We start from the raw sequence: 17,507 nt of genomic DNA, 5'->3' as shown, positions 1-17,507 counted from the left end.
TTCGTTCAGCGGCGATGCGGTGTCACGCCGCGTTATCGATCTGCGATATGCGCTATGCGATATGCGCCTCAGCGCCGGCGCAACAGCTCCACCAGCGTGCCGACGCCGCCCGCTTTGTCCAGATCCAAGATGGCTTGCAAGCAGCCATCGGTGGCGCTGGGCGGCAGCCCGCCCAGCGGGAACAGGTGCAGGAATTTGTCGCGCACGTCTTGCCAGTCGATGCCGCGCGCGCCGGAGCCTCGGGGGGCACGGCACGTCGCGCGATGCACGGCGCCGTCGCGCAGGATGATCGATACCGTGCCGCCGTGGCGGTGGGGAAAGCGGTCGGGTAGCGGCGGCGGGTCGGGATCGAATTCGACTTTGTCCTGCAAGGCCGAAATGACGGGGTCCGCCATTTTGGTCTCGTCCATGTGGGCCCAGGCAAAGCCATCGTCGGCGATGGCGGCGGCCACGAAGTACGGCAGGCTGTGCGCCGCATCGACCAGATTGCGGGGGTGTGGCTCGCCTTTGAAGTTGGTCCATTGCACGGCGGCCGACACAACGATGCGATCGATGTCGGCGGGCCGGACGGTGCCGGCGCGCGCGGCCTCGGCCGCAGCCTCGGCGCATGCGTGAAAGGGGTGTGCGCCGGGCATCAGCTTGATGGCCAAGTCGGTGACGATGTCCCACGATTCGCCCCAATCGCACACGATGTCCTCGCGCGCCTGCCCGCCCAGTGCATCAAGAAACCCGCGCGGCGCTTCGAAGATTCCCAGCTCACCCTCAAACCCGCGCTGCGCCGCGAGCGCGGCGCGTATGCCTGCGCCGGCGGCCTGGCCGGCGTGATATTCCCGCGCGCAACTGGTGTCGGCCGCAATGGCCATGCCGCTGGCTGACGTTGCCGACAGCGCCATGGCGTGCGCCAGCTGCAAGGCGTCAAGGCGCAGCAACAAGCCCGCGGCGACGCAGGCGCCGAACACGGTTGACCATGATCCGTGAAAGCCGCGTTGCATGCGGCCCGGGGTCAAGGATTCGTCGATGCGTCCGGCCACTTCGTAGCCCAGCACCATGGCAGCCAGCACATCGCGACCGCTCGCGCCCTGCTGTTGGCCCACCGCCAGCGCCACGCTGGACACGATGGTGCCGATGTGGGCAATGCTGCGCATGTCGCTGTCGTCCGATGCGGCTGCGTCGCTGGCCACGGCGTTGGCGCGCGCGGCTGCTGCCAGCGGCAAGCGCCGGCCGTCGAACCACAGGCTGGCGGCGGGCGTGCCGCCATTGGCCAGTTCGATGTCGCGAATGATGCGGGCCGATGCAATGTCATAGCCCATCGCGGCGCTGGCCAAGGTGCTGGCCAGGCTCATCTTGGCGTGTTCAAGCGCCAGGGCGGGCAGCGCGTCGGCGGGCGTGGACATGACAAGGTCCGCCAACTGACGCGCCAGCGGGCGCGCCTTGGAAGAAGATTGCACAGTGGTTTCCTTGAAGAGTGCGTGACGGCGGGAGTTACCGCGCGGCCGTTGCTGCGTGAGCCGTTGCCGCGCGAGCGTTACTGCACGCCACTCACTGAGCGGCCGTTCCCAGTTCCTTCAGAACGGGAACCCATTTGGCAAGATCCTGGCGCACCAGGGCCTCGAAAGCGGCCGGTTTGGGCAACGGCGTGTCGGGCAAGGTAAAGCCCTGTCCGATCAGCTTGTCACGCAGTGCGGGCTGGCTCATGACCTTGTCCAGCGCGGCATGCAGGCGCGTTGACACGTTGGCCGGCAAGCCAGCCGGACCGACCAGGCCCCACCACAGCGTGACCGAGTAGTTCGTCAGGCCGCTTTCCTGCATCGTAGGCACGTCAGGCAGCAGCGTGGAGCGCTTGGGCCCGGTGACGGCCAGCGCCCGCAGCTTGCCGCCGCGCACCAGCCCGATAGCGGCCGGCAGGTTGTACAGGCCCATGTCCACGTCGCCGCTGATGATGGCGCCCAAGCCTTGGGGCGCGCCGGTGTATGGCACGTGCAGCAGCGGTTTGTTCAGCATTTGCGCCACGGTGGCGCCGGCGATGTGGTGGCTGGTGCCCACACCGCTTGAGGAATAGCGGAAGGTTTCCGCGGGCTTGGCCTTGATGGCGGCCAGCAGCGACGGGGCATCCTGGTACGGCGATTTTGTGTCAACCACCAGCAGGTTCTGCACGTCGGCAATTTCGCTGATGAAAGTGAAATCCTTGATGGAGTCGTAGCCGGGCGATTTATAGAGCACCTGGTTGTTGACGAAGGTGCCTTGCGCGGCGATGCCTAACGTGTAGCCATCCGGCTTGGCGCGGGCAATGTCAACCGTGCCAATGGTGCCCCCGGCGCCGCCCTTGTTATCTACCACCAACGGTTGACCCAGCTCGTCGGACAAGGCGGATGCGACGACGCGCGACAGCGTATCGGCCGCGCTGCCCGCCGCGAAAGGCACGATCAGGCGGATGGATCGTTCGGGGTAAGCCGCCTGCGCGCCGGCGGCCCACGATGCCGTACCGAAAGTCACCGCCCACGCCACACCGCCCATCACGCCCAATGCCGCGCAAAACCGGGGCAGCGGTGCCATGACGCTAGCGCGCCGTCGAATAAATCCGTGCATGCTTGTCTCCTCCTTGTGGCGCCGCACTGCATGCGAACGCTTGATTTAGTTTTATCAATCAAGGCAGACTGTAGGCGCGTTCTTTCTCAGCGTCTGTCGAATCTTATTGTTCGACCATTGAGTTGTTTTCAATCATGCACAAACTCAGAAATCGCCTGGGCCCACTGCGGGTTCTGGATGCCGTCCACCGAGGCGGCGGCGTGGGGCGCGCGGCCGAATTGCTGCACGTCACGCCCGGTGCGGTCAGCCACCAATTGCGCCGGCTGGAAAGCGATCTGGGGGTGCAATTGGTGCATAAGGACGGCCGCGACATCGCCTTCACCACCGTCGGCACCGAGCTTGCCCTGGAGGCCGCCGAACTTTTCGATCAACTGGAAGCCGCGTTGGCCAGGGCGGCCGAGGCCGGCGCCAACCGCCGCATCCGCGTCAAGGTAATTCCCAGCTTTGCCATCAAATGGCTGATGCCACGGCTGGGATCGCTGTATGCGCAACACGCCGATATCGACATTGAAGTAGCCACGGTGGCGCGCGCCGATGACACCGAATTGCACAACGCCGATTTCGTCGTGCGTTGCGGCGACGGCCACTGGCCCGGCCTGCGGGCCGACTTGTTATTTCCGGACGAGTTGGTGTTGGCGTGCTCGCCCGCGCTGGCCAAGCGCGTGCATCGCGCGCAAGACGTACTAGGCGAAACGCTGCTGCAATCCATGATTGCACCCGACTGCTGGGACCGCTGGCTGCTGTCGGCGGGCTTGAGCGCAAGCAGCGACACCCGTTTCATCCCGCTGGCCAATGCCGTGCTGTGCTTGCAAGCGGCCGCCGAAGGGCTGGGCATCGCGGTAACGCAACGCGCCTACATCACGCAGGACTTCGCCACCGGCCAGTTGGTCCAACCGCTGGCCCACACCGCGCGCAGCAGCAACGGCTACTACCTGGTCAGCAAGCCCGACCGCGCCGCCACCGCGCCGTTCAGCACGTTTACCGATTGGCTGATCAGCGTGAAGCAGGCGCGCGGCGGACCTTGATGCGGGTTGTTTTACGCAATCAATTCACGGTGATGTTCGCTTCTTTGATCAGCTCGGCAAAACGCGGAACGTCCTTTGCGATCAGCGCCTGGAACGCAGCCGCGCCCTGCTGCTTGGCGTCCGGGGCCTGCGCGGCAAGCTTGTCCAGCGACTCGCGCACCCCGGGGCTTTTCAAGGCCGCCGCCAGGGCCTGCTCCAGCCGCGCGATCACGGCGGGCGGCGTGCCGGCTGGCGCGGCGATGCCGTTCCACACGCTCATGTTGAAGTCGGGTACGCCGCCTTCCGCGAAGGTGGGCACGTCGGGAATCTGCGGCAGGCGCGAGGCAGCGGCCACGGCCAGCGCCGTGACGCGCTTGCCTTCATGAATCGGAATCATCGTGACGGTCTGGTCAATCACCGCGTCCACCGTACCCGCCATCAAATCCGCAATGGCCGGGCCGGCGCCCCGATACGGGACCTGCATGCCCTGCGTATTCGTCACATGCAGAAAGTACGCAGCAGCGATATGGCTGGTGGACCCCGACCCTGCATTGCCAAAGTTCACGTCGGCGCCATTCTTTTTCAAACGCGCAACAAAGTCGGGCAGCGTGGTGATGCCGCTTTTCTTGCTGACGGACAGCACCATCGGCACCGTGGCAACCAGCCCGATGGCGCTCATGTCGCGACGCGGGTCGAACTTGGCCTTGGGGTACAGCGACGGCGCAATGGCCAGCGACCCCATGTTGCCGAAGGTGATGGTGTAGCCGTCGGGCGCGGCGCGCGTGACGCGCTGGTTGCCGATCATGGTGCCGCCGCCGCCCAGGTTTTCCACCACGACGGTCTGGCCCAGGTTCTCTCCCATGGCTTGCGCCACGATGCGGGCCAGCCCGTCGGTGGACCCGCCGGCCGCGTACGGCACCACCATCGAAATGGCACGCGTGGGATAGTTTTGCGCCAGGGCGTTGGCGCCAAGCGTGATCAGGCCGGCGCCCAGGGTCGCCAGAAAAATCTTCTTCATGGTTTGCTCCTCGCTATTTGTGCCGGCAACAGCCGGCCCTCCGCCTTGTCTTGGCGGTTGGGGTGATGCAGGTTGAAAGGGGCGCGGCGGCTGCCGCGCCGTGGTGGAGACGGCCTAGCTTTTCTTGGCCGACAGCTCCACGCCGGCCAATTGTTCGGACAGACGCGCCACGGCGGTGTGGTCCTGGCCCTTGCCCAGCGTTTTGCCCGCTGACGCCCAGAGCTCGCGACACAGCGAGGCAAACGGCGTGGGCGTGCCGGTATCGGTGGCGATGCCCAGCGCAATGCCCAGGTCCTTGACCATCAGGTCCAGCCCGAAGCCGGAATTGAATTCCCGCGACAGCACGAACTGCTTGAATTTTTTCTGCGTGGAATTGTTCATGCCGGTGGACGCGTTCAGCACGTCCACGATCACGTTGGGGTCCAGGCCGAACTGCTGGCCGATGATCATGGCTTCAACGCCGATCAAAAAGCCGCCCGCCGACACCAGGTTGTTCAACGCCTTCATGGCATGGGCGCTGCCGACATCGCCCACGGGGGTAATCGACGTGCCCATCGCGGACAGCGCGGGGCGCACGCGTTCCAGCGTGGCGGCGGGGCCGCCGTACATGATGGACAGTTCGCCGGTACGCGCGCGCGGCACGCCGCCCGACACGGGCGCGTCCACCATCTGGCCACCGGCGGCGGCCACGGCCTGGGCCAGCCGCTGCGTATGCGTCGGCACGCCCGAGCTCATTTCCACCACGACGCTGCCGGGGCGCAGCCCCGCCAGCGCGCCCTGGTCGCCGCCCAGCACCTGTTCCACGATGGCGCTGGTGGGCAGCATCGTGACGATGATGTCGGACTGCGCCGCCAGTTCGGCGCAGGTGGTCGCGGCCTGGCCGCCGACCTCCTGCGCGAATTTATCGGCCTGGCCGGGCACGGCATCAAACACCGTCACCGCGAAGCCCGCCTGCACCAGCCGCGCCGCCATCGGCCAGCCCATGCTGCCGATGCCGATCAGGCCCACGCGTTCTTGCGATGCGCTCATGCTTGCTGCTCCTTGAAGGCGCCCTCTTCCTCCAGCACCTGGTTGGCCACCTTGAAGGCGTCCAGCCCGGCGGGGATACCGCAGTACACGGTGGCTTGCAGCAGGATTTCCTTGATCTCTTCAACCGTCACGCCATTGGTCAGCGCGCCTTTGACGTGCAACTTGATTTCCGCCGGTCGGTTCAGCGCCGTCAGCATCGCCAGGTTCAGCATGCTGCGCGTTTTCTTTTCCAGGCCGGGGCGGCCCCAGGCGTAGCCCCAGCACCATTCGGTGGTGATGTGCTGGAAGGCCATCATGAAGTCGTTGGCGCGGGCCAGCGAACCGTCCACGTATTCGGCGCCCAGCACTTCGCGGCGCAGCTTCAGGCCTTGGTCGAACAGGGCTTGGGTTTCGGATTTGGTGTCTGCCATAGGTTCCTCGTTGGTGATGGTGACGGGTGTCAAACCGGGTCTGTGCCCGGTCGCGGGTTTGTCTGGAGTCGGTTCTAGTTTGTCTGATTGTCAGTCAAGTTTCGTCCGAACGTCAATAGTCGGATTGTCCGACAATCTTCTTGACTGCTTAAAGTTTGAACACAATAATGCGGCAAAGCGCCGGGCTGGCTGCCGTGCGCCCTCAACCACAAAAGCCAGGAGACAACCATGAAAAGCTTTCCCAAACAGGCCGTGCGCCACGGGCGTCGGGAATTTGTCGCGGGGCTGGGCGCGGCCGCGCTGGCAGCCACCCTGCCGGGCCGCGCGCTGGCGGCGCCGGCCGACATCAACGTCGGGGTGATCCTGCCCTTGTCTGGCGCCAACGCGCAGTTCGGCATTAATTCGCGGCAGGGCCTGGAACTGGCCGCCGACGAGATCAATGCGGCAGGCGGCATCAAGGCGTTGGGCGGGGCCAAGCTGAAACTGATCATCGCGGACGCCACGTCCCAGCCCACTACCGCCGCCACCGTCGCGCAGCGCCTGATCACGCAGAACCGATGCGTGGCGCTGATCGGCGCCTATGCCTCGTCCTTGACCCTGGCCGTGTCCGAAGTGACCGAACGGCGTGGCATCCCGCTCTTGACCATGTCGTTCTCGGACGTGCTGACCGAACGCGGCTTCAAGCACATCTTCCAGGTGGTCTCCAAGGGCTCGGTGCTGGGCCGCGCGCAATACGACTATGCGGCCTCTGTCGTGGCCGGCGCGTCCGACATCAAGAAGATCGCGCTGCTGTACGAAGACACCGCCTACGGCACGTCGCAGGCGATCGGTGTGCGCAACGCGGCCAAGGCGGCGGGCGCGCAAATCGTGCTGGACGAGGCGTACCCGTTGGGCATTACCGACGTCACGCCACTGATCAGCAAGCTGCGCGCGTCGGACGCCCAGATCGTGTTTCCGATTTCGTACTTGAACGACAGCCTGTTGATCATCCGGGTGATGCGCCAGCAACGCCTGACGGTGCCCATCGTGGGCGGCGCGGCGGGCTATGTGATTCCCGACTTTGCCAAGGCGCTGGGGCAGTATTCCCAGGCCGTGCTGTCGATTGCGCCGGCCAACTACGACCAGGCGCCGGAATACACCGAGCGCTATCGCAAGCGCTTCGGCACCTTCATGCCGCACGAGGCGCTGGAACACGCGGTGTGCGCGGGCGTGCTGGCGCAAGCGCTTGAGGTGGCGGCGTCCGACAAGCCCGAGGCGGTGTCCAAGGCGCTGCGCGCGCAGAAGTACGACCAGGGTTGGGCGGGCGTGATGTCGGGTGGCGGCGTGCATTTTGACGCCAACGGCCTGAACACGCTGGCGCAGCCGATCATGGTGCAGTGGCAGAACAACGAGCTGGTCTCGGTGTGGCCCAAGGCGCTGGCCAAGGGCGCCGTCATCGCCGCCAGCTAGCGCGCGCCGCACACAAGCAAGCTTACGAACCAAGCACAAGGGACAGTCATGCAATTCTTGCAGGCGCTGGTGGACGGCATGTTGCTGGGCGGCGTGTACGCGGTCATCTCGATCGGGTTGACGTTGGTCTTCGGGGTCGTGTCCATCGTCAATTTCGCCCAGGCCGAGTTCCTGATGGTGGGCATGTTCGTCGCCTACTTCGCCTGGAAGCTGCTGGGGCTGGACCCGCTGCTGGGGTCCTTGCTGTCATTCGCGGTGGCCTTCGTGCTGGGCGTGCTGACGCAAAAGTTCCTGATCAACCGGGTGTTGAAGGCGCCGGCGGTGGCGCAGATATTCCTGACGGTGGGCCTGCTGATCGTCATGGAGAACCTGGCGCTGATCCTGTTCGGCTCGGAGTTCCGCTCGGTGCAGACGCCGTATCAGATGACGGCGCTGGCGGTTGGCCCAATTCTGCTGAGCGCACCGTACCTGCTGGCCTTCACGGTGGCGTCGGTGGCCGGGTTGACGCTGTGGTGGGTGCTGAAGAAAACGTGGTGGGGCATGGCGGTGCGCGCCACGGCGCAGGACCCGATGGCGGCGCGGCTGTCGGGCATTTCCACGCATCGCGTGCATCAGCTGGCCTTCGGGCTGGGCGTGGGCCTGACGGCATTGGGCGGCGGAATCATCCTGCCCTACCTGACGGCGTCCACCACCGTCGGCGCGCAGTTCAGCGTGCTGATGTTCACGGCGGTAGTGCTGGGCGGGCTGGGCAGCGTGCTGGGCGCGGTGGTCGGCGGCATCGCGGTCGGCGTGATCCAGTCGCTGTCGTCGCTGGTGCTGCCCATGCAACTGCAAAACCTGGTGCTGTTCGCCATCTTCATCCTCGTCCTGGCCGTGCGCCCGGAAGGTCTTTTGAAAAGGGCTGCATGATGGCAACGACTCGACAATTCCTGCCATGGGCCGCGTTGTTTGCCGTTGCGATGGGCGCGCCCTGGCTGATGCAAGACCAGGGCTACGGCATTCGCGTGCTGACGCTGGTGCTGCTGTTTGCCGCCATGGGGCAGTCCTGGAACATCGTGGGCGGGCTGGCCAACCAGATATCGTTGGGCCACGCCGCCTTCTTTGGGCTAGGCGCCTATACCTCCACCCTGCTGTTGCTGCGCTACGGCATTTCGCCCTGGCTGGGCATCGTGGCGGCAATGGCCGTTGCCGCAGTGGCGGGCGCGCTGCTCAGCCTGCCGACCATGCGGCTGCGCGGCCATTATTTCGCGCTGGCCACGCTGGCGTTCGGCGAGGTGCTGCGCGCGGTGGCCAACACCTGGTCATCGGTGACGGGCGGGCCGGTAGGCCTGTCGATTCCGTTTGCTGAAGGCGTGGCGCAGATGCAGTTCAAGTCCAGCATCCCCTACTACTACCTGATGCTGGGTGCCGCGCTGGTCACGTCGGTGGTCTTCGCGTTGATCAGCCATTCGCGCCTGGGCTACCGCCTGCGCGCCGTGAAGGCCAACCCGCAGGCGGCGGAAGTCATCGGCGTGAACACCGCACAAACGCGCATACTTGCCGCCGTGATCTCGGCGGCGTTGATGGGCGCCTGCGGCACGCTGTACGCACAGTTCATCTATTTCTTCGACCCCGACACGGTGTTTTCGCTGGTGGGCATCTCGGTGCGCGTGGCGCTCATCTGCATCATCGGCGGCGTGGGCACGGTGGCCGGCCCGCTGATCGGCGCGCTGGTCATCATCCCCCTGGAAGAAGTGTTCAACGACTGGCTCTCGGGCCACACGGCGGGCGTATCGCAACTGGCCTTCGGGCTAATCCTGATCGCCATCATCCTGATCGAGCCGCGCGGCCTGACGGCGCTATGGACGCGGCTGCGCAACCTGACGCGGGGCCAGCATGCCTGACATCCTGAAGGTATCGAACGTGCAACGCCGCTTTGGCGGCCTGAAGGCCGTGGACGATGTGTCGTTCAGCGTGGCGCGCGGCGACATCCTGGGCCTGATCGGCCCGAACGGCGCGGGCAAGACCACGCTGTTCAACCTGCTGGTTGGCCTATATGCCAGCCAGGGCGGCCGCATTGAATTGGACGGTGTGGACGTCAGCGGCCTGCGCCCCCATCAGATCGCGGCGCGCGGCATGACCAAGACTTTTCAGAACGTGGCGCTGTTTCCCGAAATGACGGTGCTGGACAACGTGCTGGTGGGCGGCCTGCTGCGCCACGACGTGCCGCGCGCGCGCCAGGTCGCCCGCGACAACCTGGACCGCGTCGGCCTGTCCGCCATTGCCGCCAAGCCGGCCGGCGAGCTGTCGTTTCCCGAGCAGGCCCGGGTGGAGCTGGCGCGTGCGCTGTGCACCGACCCCAAGGTGTTCCTGCTGGACGAGGTGATGGCGGCGCTGAACGAATCCGAAATGGATGCCCTGCTGGATCTGATCCGCACGCTGCGCGACGAGGCGGGCATCACCTTCATCGTGGTGGAACATCACATGCGCACCATCATGCGGCTGTGCAACCGCATCCTGGTGCTGTCGTTCGGCCAGAAAATTGCCGAGGGCAGCCCGGCCGAGATCGCGTCGAACCCGACGGTGATCGAGGTCTACCTGGGCAAATCCTTGGAACAGTCGGAGGCGGCGGCATGAGCCTGTTGCAGATCCAGAACCTGACCGCCGCCTATGACCGCAGCCCGGTGCTGCACGAGGTGTCGCTGGACGTGCCCGAAGGCGGCTTCATCGCGGTGGTGGGCGCCAATACGGCGGGCAAGAGCACGCTGCTGCGCTGCATATCAGGGCTGCTGGACAAGGTCAGCGGCAGCATTCTTTTCGACGGCCGCGACATCCTGCGCTTGCCGCCGCACCGCATTCCGGAACTGGGCATCGCCCACGTGCCCGAAGGCCGCCACGTCTTTCCTGACATGACGGTAGAAGAAAACCTGTACCTGGGTGGCTACACGCGCCGCCGCGACATGGCGGGCATCAAGCGCGGTTGCGACCGCGTCTACGCCCTGTTTCCCCGCCTGCTTGAACGGCGCCGCCAGGCCGCCGGCACGCTGTCCGGGGGCGAGCAGCAGATGGTGGCCTTTGGCCGCGCGCTGATGCTGGAGCCCCGGTTGTTGCTGCTGGACGAGCCCAGCCATGGCCTGGCGCCCAAGATCGTCGAGGAAATGCACCAGGCCATGATCGACATCCACCGCAGCGGGCTGACCATCTTGCTGGTGGAACAGAACACGCGCCTGGCGCTGTCGGTGGCCGAACACGCCTACGTGCTGCAATCGGGGACGATGGTGCTGTCCGGCCCCAGCGGCGCGCTGTTGGAAGACAGCCGTGTGCGCGCGGCGTACCTGGGGTTATAGCGATGGCCTGCCGGCGGGATATATTGCGTCTTTACGTTGAACCGGCGGTGCGCCGCGGCCGGGCCAAAAGCCCCTGTCGCCGCCTGCGCGCACCGCTACGCAAAGCGAGAGACAGCCATGCCCCCTAACGGCGCAGTATTTGAAAAACCGACCACCCTGCGCACCCGCGTCGAGGAATTCCTGCGCGCCTCCATCATGGACGGGCGCATCAAGGGCGGCGAACGCCTGCGCGAAGCCGAACTGTGCGAACAGCTGAACATCAGCCGCAGCACGCTGCGCGAGGCGTTGCGCACATTGGAAGCCGAACGGCTGATTTCCATCGAACCGCATCGCGGCCCGACGGTGGTGCGCATTACCGAGAAGGCCGCGCGCGATCTGTATTCGCTGCGCGCGCTGCTGGAGGGCTTTGCCGCGCATGAATTCGCGCGGCTGGCCAGCGACGCCGACGTCGAGCGCCTGCGCAAGGCGGTGGACGCGCTGCACCGCCAGGCCAAGGGCAGCAACAAGTCGGCCTTGCTGGCGGCCAAGCGCGATTTCTATGACGTGCTGCTGTCGGGCTGTGACAACGATCTGATCAAGGACATGCTGCCGGGCCTGCTGTCGCGCATCAATCTGCTGCGCGCCACGTCCTTCGCACGGCCGGAACGGCTGCCGGAAAGCATGGCCGAAATCGACCACATCTTCGAGCGCATCCAGGCTCGGGATGCGCCAGGCGCCCAAGCCGCCGCGCAAAACCACATTGTGAATGCGGAACGCACGGCGCTTGAAGTGCTAAGGCGCCAACAAGAGGAGACATCCACCCGTGAAGGCGATCGACCAGGAACTGAGGGCCGCGACGGCCCTGGCGCAGCAGGATAGCGAATTCATCGCGGCCACCCGGGGCTTGCCCAGCGCCATCTGGCTGCAAGTGGGCGCGCAGCCGGAGGACCGCATGCTTGCCTGGGCCGGCCAACCCGCCGCCCCGTCGCAGTGCCTGGTCATCAGCGCGCCGCCGGACACATGGCGCAAGCTGCTGCAACCCGCCCCGCCACCGGGTTATCACTCGTTTACCGCCGCGCAGCGCCAGGCCCACGGCCTGCGCGTCAAAGGCGATGCGCTGGCCATTGCGCAGGCGCTGCATGCCCTGGAACGCCTGTTCGAGATTTTGCGCGGCCAGCATGACGCGGCGCCCACCCTGCTGGACCGCAGCGCCATCGCGGGCCATTACGTCAACCTGGAGCTGGGCGGGGCTGACCGGGGCGTGAGCGACCGGGGCACGAGCGACCGGGGCGCGACCGACCGGGGCGCGACCGACGGGGGCACACCCCCCACCTCTCTGTACGTGGAAACCAGCGGCCTGGCGGACGGCCCGCCGCTGTTGATGCTGCACACCGCCGGCGCCGATTCGCGCCAATATCACGCGCTGATGGCCGACGCCGAGCTTCGCCGCCAATGGCGCATGATCGCTTTTGACATGCCCGGCCACGGCCGCAGCATGCCCTTGCCCGGCCAGGCCTGGACCGAAGCCGGTTTGACCCGGGACGCGTATCTGCGCACCTGTGTGGCGGTGATCCGCCAGGTGGTGGGCGCCCCCGCCGTCCTGCTGGGCTGTTCGATGGGCGCGGCGATGGCGCTGGTCGTCGCCGCCCGCAGCCCGGACGATGTGGCCGGCGTGGTGGCGCTGGAGGCGCCGTACCAGGCCAGCGGCCGGCGCACGCCGCTGCTGTGCCATCCCCAGGTCAACCAGGCGGCCCACAACCCGGCCTATGTGCGCGGCCTGATGGGCCCGGCCGCCACGCTGGACGCGCGCCGGGACGCCGCGTGGATCTACTCGCAAGGCGGCTTTAACGTGTATGCCAACGACCTTTGGTTCTATAGCGAAGACTTCGATGCCGCCGAACACCTGGCGGGGTTGGACACGCGCCGCTTCGGCGTGTCCCTGTTGACGGGCGCCTACGACTATTCCGCCAGCCCGGACGACAGCCGCCGCGTGGCGGCGCGCATTCCCGGCGCGCGCTTCACCGAGATGCCCGAGCTGGGCCATTTCCCAATGGTTGAAAACCCGCAACGGCTGATGCAGTACTTGAAGCCTGAACTGGACCACCTGCGCGCCACCCGGGGAAATGCATGACGCTGCCGAACCACGAAGTCTATGCCTTGCGCTACGCCACCGTGGCGCGCCGTCGCAGCCAGAACTTCATTACCCCGCCCGACCCGCACGACGGTCCCATGCCGATGGATTATTTCGTCTGGGTCATCCGCCATGACAAGCGGGTGTGGCTGGTGGACACGGGCTTTAACGAAGCCGCCGCACAGGCGCGGGGCCGGGAGTTTTTGCGTTGCCCGATCGATGCGCTACATACCCTGGGCATCGCGCCCGCCGATATCCAGGATGTGATCGTCACGCACCTGCACTACGACCACGCCGGCAACATCCGCAAGCTGCCACGCGCCCGCCTGCACCTGCAAGAAAGCGAACTGCATTACGCCTGCGGCTGCAACATGCGCTTTGACATGCTGCGCCACGCCTATGCCGTGGAGGACGTGGTTGATGTGGTGCGTGGGGTATATGACAAGCGGGTGGCCTTCTACCACGGCCACGACGAAATCGCGCCCGGCCTGCAACTGCTGCACATCGGTGGCCACACGCAAGGCTTGCAGGCGGTGCGCGTGCATACGGCGCGCGGCTGGGTGGTGCTGGCCTCCGACGCCAGCCACTACTACGACAACATGGGCCTGGACGCGCCCTTTCCCATCGTGTTGAACGTGGCCGACATGCTGGCCGGCTATGACACGCTGCTGAAGTTTGCGGATTCCCCCGACCACATCGTGCCCGGCCACGACCCGCTGGTGCGCGTGCGCTACCCCGCCCTGGTGCAAGGCAATGCCGAGATCGTGGCGCTGCACCAGGCTCCTTTGCGCAATGCCGAATCGGGGACAAATTGCGCGCCCGCTACCTCCGAGTCTGGTTAACAGAAACTTGATCACGGTCAATGGATGCACGCGCCACGGTGCAAAGATGACATGCGCACCGACGGCCATCGGGCCGTGGGCGACCAAGATCTGGAGGCATCGTGAAAAACGTTTTGATCCCCGTGGACGGGTCCGCCAACGCGCTGCGCGCGGTTCACTACATGGTTGAGCACATCCGCGAATATGGCCCCTGCACCGTGCATCTGCTCAATGTCCAATTACCCATCGTGTCGGGCTCGGTGCTTGCGTTCGTATCGCAGGAAATGATCCAGGACTACTACAACGACGAGGCCAAGGCGGCATTGGCCGATGCGAAAGCGGCGCTGGACAAAGCGGGCGTCCAGTATGAAGCAAGCATGCGGGTTGGACCCATCGCCGAATCGGTCAAGGCGTATGCCTCCGAGCACCAGTGCGATCACATCGTCATGGGCTCGCGCGGGCTGGGAGCGGCGGGCAGCCTGCTGCTGGGGTCTGTCGCCTTGAAGGTACTGCACGCGGTCCACATCCCGGTCACGCTGGTGAACTAGGCCGACGGCTTATCAATGCCCCGGCAAGGCCGCTCATCAACTCGGCCGCCCCGCCCTTTTCGCTCGACCCTGCTTGACCCAGATCAACGTTGCGGCCTGGCAGAAGGCCACTATGGAATCAACGATTCCACAGGACAGGATACGGCCCCGCCATTCCGGAGAACACCATGCTTGCGCGCGATCTCATGACCCCCGCCCCCTTTTGCGTGACCGCCAGAACCCCTGTATCGCAGATCATGCATGCCCTGCTGGACCGCGAGATCAGCGCCGTGATGGTGCTGGGCGACGACGGCGCCTTGATGGGAATCGTCAGTGAGGGCGACTTGGTCCGTCGCAAAGACAGCGGGCATCAGAAAAAGCTGGATCATTGGCTGGCGGCGCTGGCGGAAGGCGAGTCGCTGAATCTGGATTTCCTGCACAGCCTGCAACTCAGCGAGCAAACCGCCGCCAACGTGATGAGCAGCCCTGCCATCACGGTGCGGGAGACGGCCGGCGTGGCCGAGATTGCGGACGTGCTGCTCACGCATGGGATCAAGCGCGTGCCCGTCACGCGCGAAGGAAAGTTGGTGGGCGTGGTCAGCCGGCGCGACATCCTGCGCGCGCTGCTGGCTCAGGAAACATGATGCCGCTCCGGCGGCAAGGGGCCTGACCATGGGACGCATCGGCATTTTCTTTTATTCACGCACCGGCACCGGGCGCATGGTGGCCCAGCGCCTGGCATCGGTCAGCGGCTGGCCCGCTTACGAAATCCGCGATGTCTCGCCGCGCGTGGGGTTGCAGGGCGATCTGCGCTGCGTGCTGGACGTTCTGCTCAAGCGCAGCCCGCCGTTTCGTTACGACGGCCCCGCGCCGGACCAGTTTGAACACGTGGTGCTGATCGCGTCCGTGTGGATGCGGGCGCTGGCGGCGCCCATGCGCTCGTTCCTGACAGCGCACGGCCGGTTGATCCGCGCGTACTCGGTGATCTGCGTCATGTCCGGATATGGCGGGTTCCGCGCGGTGGACGATATGGTCCGCGCCGCGGGAGCCAAGCCTCGCTCTGTGCTGCTGTTGAAGGAGTCCGAGGTGCTGGCCGAGGAATGCGATGCGTCCCTTTGCCGCTTTCGCGAGCAGACGCTGGCTGCCCCGGGCCCGGGCGGCTGGAACGACCCGCTGCTGCCCTCGATCGACGCCTGACGCCTGCCCCTGACGCTTCGGCCGGGCGGCGTCATCGTTCATACGTACTAGTGCGCATTTCGCACTGCGCAGCGCGCATGGCGCGGTGTCGTGATGTCTATGGATTCGCGCAGTAATGTGTGCTGCAATGATTTGTCGCCGTTCAAGGCCAAGTCGGGGCTTCGCACATTTTGCAATGACGCCATCGCCTATCGCCCCGCCGCTGCTGGACATCATCCAGTCCGCTACCGAGCCGATCATCACGATCGACGAGCATCAACGCATCGTGATGTTCAACCCGGCGGCCGAACGCGTGTTTCTATGCCAGGCCCGACAGGCCATCGGCGCCAGCCTGGACATCCTGATACCCGTGCGTTTTCGCGCGGTTCACGCCAAGCACGTCAGCCGATTCAAGGATACGGGCGTGTCGGATCGGCAGATGGGCCTGGGCGCGCCGTTATGGGGTCTGCGTTCCAACGGCGAAGAATTCCCGATGGAAGCGTCCATCTCGCAAACCCGGACCGATGCCGGCGTATTCCTGTCCATCTTCCTGCGCGACATCACAGAACGCCAACGCATCGACCAGGCCCTGCGCGCCTCGCGCGACGAGTTGACGCGGCTGTCCAACGCCTTGCTGCATGTGCGCGAACAGGAAAAGAAACACATCGCACGCGAGCTGCACGACGACTTGGGCCAGAGCCTCACGGCGCTGACCATGGAACTGGCCCAACTGGAAGCCGGGCTGGCGCCGGAGGACATAGGCGCCCGCGAGCGGGTGCGCGCCATGCGTCGGGTGATCAAGGCGACCTTCGCTTCGCTGCGGCGCATTGCCTCGGACCTGCGGCCCGTCATGCTGGATGACCTGGGCCTGGCCGCCGCGGTGGAATGGTTGGTCGCCAATTTTGTGTCGCGCTATGGCATCGACACCCATGCCGACATACGCATGGGGCCGGCCGAACCCTCCAAGCGTGTCGCCACGACGCTGTTTCGGGTGGTTCAGGAAGCGCTGACCAATATCGCCAAGCATGCCCAGGCCACGCAGGTGCGCGTCCAACTTTCTTGCGACCAAACGCACTGCAAGCTGACGGTGCAAGACAACGGCGTGGGCGCGACGCCGGAAAGCCTGACCAAGAAGCTGCCCCTGTCGCTAGGGCTGCAAGGCATACGCGAGCGCGTGCGGCTGCTTAACGGAGAAGTCACCATCAACACCCGGAAAAAAGGCGGATTCCGGCTGCACGCCGACGTGCCGGCGCAGCATCCCGAGTCCCCATGGGAGGAATCGTGATTACCGTCATGCTGGCAGACGATCACACCTTGCTGCGAGAAGGCCTTCGGCGCCTGCTGGAGCAGGCGGGCGACATCCTGGTTCAAGGCGAAGCGGCAAACGGCGTCGAAGCGATGCAGTTGCTGCGGCAACATCAGGGGGATCTGCTGGTGCTGGACATGTCGATGCCGGGCCGCGACGGCGTGGAACTGATCCGGCAAATCAAAAATGCGCATCCGACGCTGCCCATCCTTGTGCTGACCATGCACGGTGAACAGCAGTACGCCGTGCAGGCGATCAAGGCGGGCGCGGCGGGATACCTGACCAAGGACAGCGCCGCCGAAGAACTGGTGCAGGCGGTGCGAAAAGTGGCGGCGGGGGGGCGCTACCTGAGTCCCTTGCTGGCCGAGAGCATCGCATTCGAGCGGCACGGCCAGACCGGCGACCTGCCGCATTCGTTGTTGTCCGATCGCGAACTCTCCGTGTTCCGTTATCTGGCTTCCGGTCTGGACAATTCAGACATCGCGCGGCGCTTGTTCCTTAGCGTCAAGACCGTCAGCACCTACAAGAGCCGGATCCTGGTCAAGATGAGCCTGCGCAACCAGACCGACCTGGTGCGTTATGCCATCCGGCATCGCCTGATCGACGATCACGACCCGCCGGATGACTAAGTGCACCGTGTAGGAATATTCCTACGCGCGTCAGGCTTCTTCGGCGTCAACTGATGAGCCGCGCTGATAGCCGGAGGCCGGCAAGACTTCCATACTACGGTCGAGCCTGCGGGTGT

19 protein-coding genes are annotated in these 17,507 nt (G+C 65.6%); 14 read left to right on the top strand and 5 right to left on the bottom strand.

Annotated features, from left to right (window positions below):
• Positions 1–68: 68 nt before the first annotated feature.
• Both YH64_RS13835 and YH64_RS13830 read right to left on the bottom strand, forming a co-directional pair.
• Entirely contained in the window at positions 69–1,448 is a 1,380-nt protein-coding gene (locus YH64_RS13835; protein ID WP_052946014.1) for an MmgE/PrpD family protein, read from the bottom strand.
• Between the two features lie 91 nt (positions 1,449–1,539).
• A complete protein-coding gene (locus YH64_RS13830; protein WP_082134472.1) occupies positions 1,540–2,586 on the bottom strand; it encodes a tripartite tricarboxylate transporter substrate binding protein in 1,047 nt (348 codons plus the stop codon).
• 134 nt (positions 2,587–2,720) lie between these two features.
• Between YH64_RS13830 and YH64_RS13825 the strand changes: the two genes are divergently transcribed.
• Entirely contained in the window at positions 2,721–3,611 is an 891-nt protein-coding gene (locus YH64_RS13825) for a LysR substrate-binding domain-containing protein (RefSeq protein WP_046804814.1), read from the top strand.
• 19 nt (positions 3,612–3,630) lie between these two features.
• Here the strand turns inward: YH64_RS13825 and YH64_RS13820 are convergent, their stop codons facing one another.
• From YH64_RS13820 to YH64_RS13810, 3 genes are all read right to left on the bottom strand, one after another.
• The gene (locus YH64_RS13820) at positions 3,631–4,608 is read right to left on the bottom strand and encodes a tripartite tricarboxylate transporter substrate binding protein (protein ID WP_046804813.1); all 978 of its coding nucleotides are present in this window, start codon (positions 4,606–4,608) and stop codon (positions 3,631–3,633) included.
• Positions 4,609–4,722: 114 nt separating this feature from the next.
• Positions 4,723–5,637, bottom strand: coding sequence for an NAD(P)-dependent oxidoreductase (locus YH64_RS13815; protein ID WP_046804812.1), 915 nt, complete (start codon positions 5,635–5,637; stop codon positions 4,723–4,725).
• Positions 5,634–6,047 carry a carboxymuconolactone decarboxylase family protein gene (locus YH64_RS13810; protein WP_046804811.1) on the bottom strand — a complete coding sequence of 138 codons (414 nt, stop codon included), beginning with the start codon at positions 6,045–6,047 and terminating at the stop codon, positions 5,634–5,636. The genes YH64_RS13815 and YH64_RS13810 overlap by 4 nt, the downstream gene beginning before the upstream one ends.
• 228 nt (positions 6,048–6,275) lie before the next feature.
• Here YH64_RS13810 and YH64_RS13805 point away from each other — a divergent pair, with 228 nt between their 5' ends.
• The 13 genes from YH64_RS13805 (at position 6,276) to YH64_RS13745 (ending at position 17,391) form a co-directional block, all read left to right on the top strand.
• Positions 6,276–7,496, top strand: coding sequence for an ABC transporter substrate-binding protein (locus YH64_RS13805; RefSeq protein WP_046804810.1), 1,221 nt, complete (start codon positions 6,276–6,278; stop codon positions 7,494–7,496).
• A 48-nt stretch (positions 7,497–7,544) separates the two neighbouring features.
• A complete protein-coding gene (locus YH64_RS13800; RefSeq protein ID WP_046804809.1) occupies positions 7,545–8,405 on the top strand; it encodes a branched-chain amino acid ABC transporter permease in 861 nt (286 codons plus the stop codon).
• On the top strand, positions 8,402–9,379 hold the full coding sequence (locus tag YH64_RS13795; protein ID WP_143215380.1) for a branched-chain amino acid ABC transporter permease: 978 nt from the start codon (positions 8,402–8,404) through the stop codon (positions 9,377–9,379). Before YH64_RS13800 ends, YH64_RS13795 begins: the two co-directional genes overlap by 4 nt.
• Positions 9,372–10,112, top strand: coding sequence for an ABC transporter ATP-binding protein (locus tag YH64_RS13790; protein ID WP_046804808.1), 741 nt, complete (start codon positions 9,372–9,374; stop codon positions 10,110–10,112). Before YH64_RS13795 ends, YH64_RS13790 begins: the two co-directional genes overlap by 8 nt.
• Positions 10,109–10,822 carry an ABC transporter ATP-binding protein gene (locus YH64_RS13785; protein ID WP_046804807.1) on the top strand — a complete coding sequence of 238 codons (714 nt, stop codon included), beginning with the start codon at positions 10,109–10,111 and terminating at the stop codon, positions 10,820–10,822. Before YH64_RS13790 ends, YH64_RS13785 begins: the two co-directional genes overlap by 4 nt.
• Positions 10,823–10,939: 117 nt before the next feature.
• Positions 10,940–11,680, top strand: coding sequence for a GntR family transcriptional regulator (locus YH64_RS13780; protein ID WP_046804806.1), 741 nt, complete (start codon positions 10,940–10,942; stop codon positions 11,678–11,680).
• Positions 11,625–12,932 carry an alpha/beta fold hydrolase gene (locus YH64_RS13775; RefSeq protein ID WP_046804805.1) on the top strand — a complete coding sequence of 436 codons (1,308 nt, stop codon included), beginning with the start codon at positions 11,625–11,627 and terminating at the stop codon, positions 12,930–12,932. The genes YH64_RS13780 and YH64_RS13775 overlap by 56 nt, the downstream gene beginning before the upstream one ends.
• Entirely contained in the window at positions 12,929–13,774 is an 846-nt protein-coding gene (locus YH64_RS13770; protein ID WP_046804804.1) for an N-acyl homoserine lactonase family protein, read from the top strand. The genes YH64_RS13775 and YH64_RS13770 overlap by 4 nt, the downstream gene beginning before the upstream one ends.
• 101 nt (positions 13,775–13,875) lie before the next feature.
• Complete coding sequence (locus YH64_RS13765; RefSeq protein ID WP_082134471.1) at positions 13,876–14,301, top strand: universal stress protein; 426 nt, start codon at positions 13,876–13,878, stop codon at positions 14,299–14,301.
• A gap of 167 nt (positions 14,302–14,468) precedes the next feature.
• Positions 14,469–14,924, top strand: coding sequence for a CBS domain-containing protein (locus tag YH64_RS13760; protein ID WP_046804803.1), 456 nt, complete (start codon positions 14,469–14,471; stop codon positions 14,922–14,924).
• Between the two features lie 28 nt (positions 14,925–14,952).
• Positions 14,953–15,477, top strand: coding sequence for a flavodoxin family protein (locus tag YH64_RS13755; RefSeq protein ID WP_046804802.1), 525 nt, complete (start codon positions 14,953–14,955; stop codon positions 15,475–15,477).
• A 175-nt stretch (positions 15,478–15,652) separates the two neighbouring features.
• On the top strand, positions 15,653–16,741 hold the full coding sequence (locus YH64_RS13750; RefSeq protein WP_046804801.1) for a PAS domain-containing sensor histidine kinase: 1,089 nt from the start codon (positions 15,653–15,655) through the stop codon (positions 16,739–16,741).
• Positions 16,726–17,391, top strand: coding sequence for a response regulator transcription factor (locus YH64_RS13745; RefSeq protein WP_082134470.1), 666 nt, complete (start codon positions 16,726–16,728; stop codon positions 17,389–17,391). The genes YH64_RS13750 and YH64_RS13745 overlap by 16 nt, the downstream gene beginning before the upstream one ends.
• Positions 17,392–17,507 lie beyond the last annotated feature (116 nt).

Source organism: Achromobacter sp. LC458, assembly GCF_001005835.2.
GTDB classification, from domain to species: domain Bacteria; phylum Pseudomonadota; class Gammaproteobacteria; order Burkholderiales; family Burkholderiaceae_B; genus Achromobacter; species Achromobacter spanius_B.
This window is presented reverse-complemented; position numbering and strand designations above follow the sequence as displayed.